At 59.7% G+C, this 6,251-nt stretch carries 5 protein-coding genes and 3 pseudogenes; 3 read left to right on the top strand and 5 right to left on the bottom strand.

The window, feature by feature from the left end:
• Positions 1-387 precede the first annotated feature (387 nt).
• Positions 388-492: pseudogene (locus AAFX91_RS09400) on the bottom strand (LysR family transcriptional regulator); the annotation flags it as partial.
• Between the two features lie 58 nt (positions 493-550).
• Between AAFX91_RS09400 and AAFX91_RS09395 the strand changes: the two are divergent.
• From AAFX91_RS09395 to cydB, 3 genes are all read left to right on the top strand, one after another.
• Positions 551-787 carry a cytochrome ubiquinol oxidase subunit I gene (locus AAFX91_RS09395; protein WP_394566273.1) on the top strand — a complete coding sequence of 79 codons (237 nt, stop codon included), beginning with the start codon at positions 551-553 and terminating at the stop codon, positions 785-787.
• A gap of 271 nt (positions 788-1,058) precedes the next feature.
• Positions 1,059-2,459 (top strand): cytochrome ubiquinol oxidase subunit I, encoded by a 1,401-nt coding sequence (locus tag AAFX91_RS09390; protein WP_394566272.1) that lies wholly within the window; start codon positions 1,059-1,061, stop codon positions 2,457-2,459.
• A complete protein-coding gene (cydB, locus tag AAFX91_RS09385) occupies positions 2,456-3,478 on the top strand; it encodes a cytochrome d ubiquinol oxidase subunit II (RefSeq protein WP_394566271.1) in 1,023 nt (340 codons plus the stop codon). Before AAFX91_RS09390 ends, cydB begins: the two co-directional genes overlap by 4 nt.
• Positions 3,479-3,608: 130 nt before the next feature.
• Here cydB and AAFX91_RS09380 read toward each other — a convergent pair.
• The 4 genes and pseudogenes from AAFX91_RS09380 to AAFX91_RS09365 all read right to left on the bottom strand — a co-directional run.
• Positions 3,609-3,845 (bottom strand): annotated as a pseudogene (locus AAFX91_RS09380) (cytochrome ubiquinol oxidase subunit I); the annotation flags it as partial.
• On the bottom strand, positions 3,833-4,651 hold the full coding sequence (locus AAFX91_RS09375; RefSeq protein ID WP_394566270.1) for a carbon-nitrogen hydrolase family protein: 819 nt from the start codon (positions 4,649-4,651) through the stop codon (positions 3,833-3,835). The gene AAFX91_RS09375 and the pseudogene AAFX91_RS09380, both read right to left, overlap by 13 nt.
• A gap of 68 nt (positions 4,652-4,719) precedes the next feature.
• Positions 4,720-4,827, bottom strand: a pseudogene (locus AAFX91_RS09370) (hypothetical protein); the annotation flags it as partial.
• A gap of 19 nt (positions 4,828-4,846) precedes the next feature.
• Positions 4,847-6,193, bottom strand: a complete 1,347-nt coding sequence (locus tag AAFX91_RS09365; RefSeq protein ID WP_394566269.1) for a PLP-dependent aminotransferase family protein — start codon at positions 6,191-6,193, stop codon at positions 4,847-4,849.
• Positions 6,194-6,251 lie beyond the last annotated feature (58 nt).

The following is a 6,251-nucleotide window of genomic DNA, read 5'->3' as shown; positions in this document are numbered from 1 at the left end:
GTCAAAACGAATCGTTCCATCCAAAGCTTGAATCACAGCCAAGCACGAATGAGAATCCTGAATCCCAACAGACCCTACAACATGAGCGGAAATGCGGGCGGCGGATTGTAAGCCGTATAACCTCACACGGGTGATGAACATCGTCGGCAAACCGAGCCTGATTGCAGCCATCCGCGCCGCCTGAAGGCCGGAAAGTGTGTCCAAAAGCGCAATACCGCGTCGCGATACCTACTTTGGCCGGGCATTGGACGATCAGACGCGAGAACATCGGCCGCCTGCAATGATTGGCGACCACGGTCGCGTACCGACCCATCTGTTTGCACACAACCAAGACCCTTAGCTGACCTCGATCGCATGACCAAGTTTGGCTTGCCTCGCAATTCGTCCTCAGCAATACGGATTGATCAGCTTCTGCTGCTCGGCGCTATGGTCGACAAGCACGTCGATGAAAGTGCGGACCTTTGCCGACAGATGATGGCGGTGCGGATAGACCCGCCGGGAGAGGGCGGTAGGTTCGGGGTCGCATCCGAGCGTGCTGAAGGAGAGCGCCATGTTCGGCCTGACCGCATTGGAACTGGCGCGGATCCAATTCGGATTCACGATGTCGTCCCAGATCATCTTCCCGGCGATCACCATCGGCCTTGCGAGCAATCTCGTGGCGCTGGAAGGCCTGTGGTTGTGGAAGAAAGATATAGTCTACCGCGACCTTTATCATTTTTGGATCCGCGAGCGCATGACAGCACGAGGGATAAGCGCGGGAGTTTTCGGTTCCTCACCAGGACGGTAAGATTGAGCTAACCATCGGGAAAAAAGCGCACCTTATCAGTTGGCGTGTCCGCTCCCGATTATTCGCGTTGTGAAAGCAGCATTTGGCTGGCGCGCGGATTATCGGCATTGCACGGAAATGGGTTCCAAAAGTCCGGCGGGGTTACGGCCCTGACCGGAATGTCCTAAGCTGCAATGGGGTTTCGTTTGGATAAGGATTGAAGTCGATACGGAAATATTAGAGCGGATGGGAAGCTTTTCGGGCACAGCGATTGCTGCGGGAGGTAACGACGATGGACTTAGATCCGGTTTTTCTGTCGCGATTGCAATTTGCCTGGGTGATTGGCTGGCATATTCTGCTCCCCGCATTCACCGTCGGTGCCTCTACGTTCATTACCGTCCTTGAAGGATTTTATCTCACGACCCGGCGCGACGTTTATCTTCGCGTCTCCATGTTCTGGATCAAGATTTTCTCGATCGCGTTTGGCATGGGTGTTGTGACCGGCGTCGTTATGCCGTTTCAGTTCGGCACCAACTGGAGCCGCTACTCGGACGCTACCGCAAACGTTCTCGCGCCGTTGTTCGCCTATGAAGGTCTGACGGCGTTTTTCCTCGAAGCTGCATTTCTTGGCGTCCTCCTGTTTGGACGAAAGCTGGTGCCGCGCTGGGCGCACTTTTTTGCGGCGCTGACGGTGGCGCTGGGCACGCTGTTCTCGTCTTTCTGGATTCTGTCGGCTAATAGCTGGATGCAGACGCCGGCCGGTTACGAAATCATCGACGGCCGTATCTTTCCGACAAACTGGATGGAAGTCGTCTTCAGTCCTTCATTCCCGTACCGGCTGGCTCATACGGTTGTGGCTTTCTACATCACCACCGGTTTCGTCGTCCTCGGCGTTGGCGCTTATCTGATGAGGCGGGAACAATTTGCAGAGGAAGGCCGCACCATGCTGTCGATGACGCTGTGGCTCCTGACCGCGCTGGTGCCTCTGCAGATCTTTCTCGGCGATCAGCATGGCCTTAATACGCTGGAGCACCAACCTGCAAAACTTGCGGCCATCGAGGCGCACTGGGAGACCGGCCGCCGCATCCCCCTGGCGCTGTTCGCCATTCCCGACGAAAAGACCGAAAGCAACTATGCTGCGATCGAGGTGCCCTTGCTGGGCAGCTTGATCCTCACTCACAGGCTCGACGGCGAAATCAAGGGCCTTAAGGACTTTCCCGCCGATCAACGGCCGCCCGTCGCAATTCCCTTCTTTTCTTTCCGGATCATGGTTGGATGCGGCATGCTGATGCTTGGTATCGTGCTGCTCGGCGGATGGCTGCGCTGGCGCGGGCGGCTCAACGACACTCCGCTTTTTCTGCGGCTGTGCCAACTCGCGATGCCCATCGGGTTCATTGCGGTTATCGCCGGCTGGGTGACCACCGAAGTTGGACGCCAGCCCTGGACCGTCTATGGCCTGTTGCGAACCGCGGAGTCAGTCTCGCCGTCGTTGACGGGCCGTGACGTGCTGATCTCGCTGCTCGCCTATATGGCCGTCTATCTCGTTATGTATCCATCCGGATTGTTTCTCATGATCCGCCTTGTCCGCCTCGGCCCGACGCCCACCGCGGAACGAGACGCGGAAATCGAGGCCGGACGTCCACAGGCGCCGGTATTGGCCGCGCCGGTGATTTCCGAGGAGAACGTACCATGAGTCAGGGCGTGATTCAGGTTATGGATTTCGTGCCGATCTGGACGCTGATCCTCGGCCTCGCCGTGTTCTTCTACGTGCTCCTTGACGGCTTCGATCTCGGCGTCGGCATTCTTTTTGGCTTGGCGCCGGACACAGCCTCTCGCAATACGATCATGAATTCGATTGCGCCGATTTGGGACGGAAATGAAACCTGGCTCGTGCTCGGCGGCCTTGGCTTGCTCGCGGCCTTCCCGCTCGCGTTCGCCATCATCCTTCCCGCGGTTTATTTTCCAATTCTCGTGATGCTGCTGGCATTGATTTTTCGAGGGGTGGCGTTCGAGTTCCGCTTCCGGGACGCCGAGCGCAAGACCTTTTGGGACCACGGGTTCAGCTACGGATCGGGCATTGCAACCTTCGCGCAGGGCGTGGTTCTCGGCAACTTCATCCAGGGATTTCGAGTCAGCGGGCGGGTGTTCTCCGGTAGCTCGTTTGATTTCCTGACACCATTCTCGGTTCTGACCGGAATCGCCCTGTTGTTCGGATATGCGCTTCTTGGGGCGGGCTGGCTGATCCTCAAGACCCGAGGAGAGCTTCAGGACGCCGCCCGTCATCAGGGTCGTGTCTGTCTGATCGGCGTTTTGGCGGGCATCGGCATCGTCAGCATTTGGACACCACTCATGAACCCGGCGATCGCCGCTCGTTGGTTCACGTTTCCGAACATCATTTTTCTGGCGCCGGTTCCGATTGCCACTATCGCCGTCACGCTGCTCACCTGGCACGCGCTCGGCAGCCGTTCCGAAGTGCTGCCATTCGTAGGTGGGATCGGCCTATTCGTCCTTTCATATATCGGGATTGCCATCAGCCTTTACCCGATGATCGTGCCGTATCACTTCACGTTGTGGGAGAGTGCATCTTCCGACCGGACTCAAGTTTTCCTGCTGATCGGAACGCTCGTGCTCCTGCCGGTGATCCTGATGTACACCAGTTGGTCCTATTGGGTATTTCGCGGCAAAGTGCGGGCTGACATCGGATACCACTGACAGTATGCGCCCGCGATGGCCAGCCCCGCAAACAGTCGGGAGCTTTAGTTGGCGCCGCGCACGATGGTCGCGGAGCCCGGTGATGATCCGAACAAGATGCGAGAAGGGCGAGGAGCCATTCTCATGGATCGAACTGGTAGGCCATGACGAGGCCAGAGACGACGCCCATCGCGAAGTTGACGGCAAAGATCTTGGACCAGAAATGGTAGAGGTCGCGATGAACCACCTCTTTTTTCCAAAGCCACAGGCCTTCGAGCACCGCGAGATAGCTGGCGAGCCCGATCGTGATCGCCGGGAAGATGATGTGAAACGAAATCGTGAATCCGAACTGGATACGGGCGAGCTCGAGCGCCGTTAATCCGAACATAGCGCGTCCTCATTCGGCTCCGTCGTGACATTCAGCTCCTGGACGACCGACAAGGGCGGTTGTCCCTTGAACGCGACTGCAGGCTTCGGTCGCGTGTCGACCGAAAGCCTGAATACGTCGGGGCGGGCGTAATGACCCACAACATCCAAATCGTACTTGCCGCGGACGATCACCCGCCGGTCGATCTCGGCAAGCTTGATCGCCTCTCCGGTGAAATCGGGTTCGACGAGGACATTGCCGAGCGGGTCGACGATGCAGGATCCGCCGCGGATAAGCACCGTTTTCGGGTCGTCACCATGAACAGGCGCGTAGTCCCGCGGAGCATCGTTACGCGTGAAATACTGGCAGGCCGAGATCACGAAGCACCGGCCTTCAAGCGCGATGGTGCGCATCGTGGGCAACCAGGTGTCACGATCATCGACCGTTGGCGCGCAGTAAAGCTCGACCCCCTGGGCGTACATCGCGGCACGCAGCAGCGGCATGTAGTTTTCCCAGCAGATGACGCTGCCGATGCGGCCGAGCGGCGTCTCGACCACGCCAATTGTCGAGCCGTCGCCGAAGCCCCAGACCAGCCGTTCCAGCGCCGTCGGCATGAGCTTGCGGTGTTTCGAGAGCAACCGACCGTTGGATCCGTAGGTCAAGGCCGTGCAATAGAGCGTCCCGCCATCCCGCTCGATGACACCGACCACGAGGTACACGCCATTGTCCCGCGCGATTTCGCCGAGCCGAGTGGCATCGGGTCCTGGCAGCTCGATGGCGCTATCGAAGTAGCGGCGGAAATCTTCCCGCCCCTCGGCGCTGCGCATGCCCAGAAGTCGATGCCTTTCGGATAGCCGCCGACGAACGCCTCGGGAAAGACCACGAGATCCGCCCCCAAACCGGCCGCTTCGCGCGTGCAATTGGCGAGCTTGGCAAAGGTCTTCGGCTTGTCGAAGAGGACAGGTGCGGCCTGAACAACGGCGGCTTTGATGGCGTTGGACATCGTAATCAATCCTTATGAACTACACGACGGCTCTGGTAGCGAGCGATGGCTGCGCCATGAGACTGGCGAGCTGGGTGAGGCCATCTTCGAGCGCACCTCGGTCGGGCGCGACGCCCAGCGAGATACGCACGGCCTCAGTGGGATGCGCGGCAACGGCGAAGGCGGAGCTCGGCACGATCGATACACCGACACGATCGGCGTGCTCCGCGAAGTCGCCTGCGCGCCAATGAGTGGGCAACCGTAGCCAAAGGTGATGCCCGTGCGGATCTGCCGCAAAGCTGACGTCACCCAGGATCGAAGCGGCAAGCTTCTGGCGAACCGCGTTCTCGGCGCTGATGGCTTTCGCGATTTCATCGAGCGAGCCGTCGGCGATCCAGCGTGTCGCAAGGGCTGACATGAGTGGCGGTGCCATGAGGATCGTCGCACGCAACACGCCCGCCAGTCGAAGCGCCATCCCAGCATTAGGTGCGACGACATAGGCAACACGCAAAGCGGGGCTCGCACATTTCGAAAGAGTGGCGATATGCCAGGTGAGGTCGCGAGCCAGCTCCGCCATCGTGACAATCCGCTCCGGCCGAAGCGGCGCATAAGGATCGTCCTCAATGATGGCGATGCCATGCTTCCGCGCCAGGGCCGCAATCTTATGGCGCCGATCCTCCGACATTGTCGCCGTCGTTGGATTGTCGATGGTTGGGATCACGTATAGCGCCTTGGGGGATTTCTCGCGGCACGCTTTCTCGAATGCGTCTGGAACGATCCCCTGTTCATCCATTGCGAGGGGTTCGAGGACGAGCCCTTTCTGTGCGGCGACAGCCTTCAGCCCGGGATAGGTCATCGCACCGGCAAGGAGCACGTCGCCGCGAGCGAGCAGAAGTTCGCAGACGGCAAACAATGCGCTTTGAGCGCCGCCCGTAACCATGAGCCGGTCGGGAGCAACGCCTTCGAGCCGGTGCGCAAGCCAGGCTGCGGCTGCATAGCGATCGGGCTCTGCGCCGCTGCTATCCTGGTAGTGCAGGCTGAGCAGGCCGCGCGGACTTCCGAGGATGCCGGCGATCCCCTGCGGAAAGATCTTTCGGAACTCCACCTCCGACGGCTGTGGCGGAATGTTCATGCTGAGATCGATCAAGGGGTGCGCCGCTCCGGCGGGCTCGTTGCCATCAAGTTTCTCTCTGATGAAGGTGCCGCGGCCGGCCTGCGCCTCGATGAGCCCGCGCCGGCGCGCCTCGTTGAAGGCCCGCGTCACAGTAGTCAGATCGACGCCGAGGGCTTCCGCGATGGATCGCTGTGCCGGTAGCCTGTCGCCCCGCGCGACCCGCCCGGACCTGATATCCGCCTCAAGGGCTTCAACAATTCCGAGATATTTCATGCGGGCGCTCTCGATTAGTCGCGGTCGCCACATACTATTCCCTCGCTTGTATGCTAAT

Origin of the sequence: Bradyrhizobium sp. 31Argb, assembly GCF_043638955.1 — a bacterium.
Lineage (GTDB): Bacteria > Pseudomonadota > Alphaproteobacteria > Rhizobiales > Xanthobacteraceae > Bradyrhizobium.
Note: the sequence above shows the minus strand (reverse complement) of the source record. Positions and strands in the feature narration are given on the sequence as shown.

Excerpts from the sequence above, each read along its gene's own strand:
- AAFX91_RS09395 (WP_394566273.1), top strand. The coding sequence starts at position 551 with ATGTTCGGCCTGACCGCATTGGAACTGGCGCGGATCCAATTCGGATTC.
- AAFX91_RS09375 (WP_394566270.1), bottom strand. The coding sequence starts at position 4,651 with ATGCGCAGCGCCGAGGGGCGGGAAGATTTCCGCCGCTACTTCGATAGC.
- AAFX91_RS09365 (WP_394566269.1), bottom strand. The coding sequence starts at position 6,193 with ATGAAATATCTCGGAATTGTTGAAGCCCTTGAGGCGGATATCAGGTCC.
- AAFX91_RS09390 (WP_394566272.1), top strand. The coding sequence starts at position 1,059 with ATGGACTTAGATCCGGTTTTTCTGTCGCGATTGCAATTTGCCTGGGTG.
- cydB (WP_394566271.1), top strand. The coding sequence starts at position 2,456 with ATGAGTCAGGGCGTGATTCAGGTTATGGATTTCGTGCCGATCTGGACG.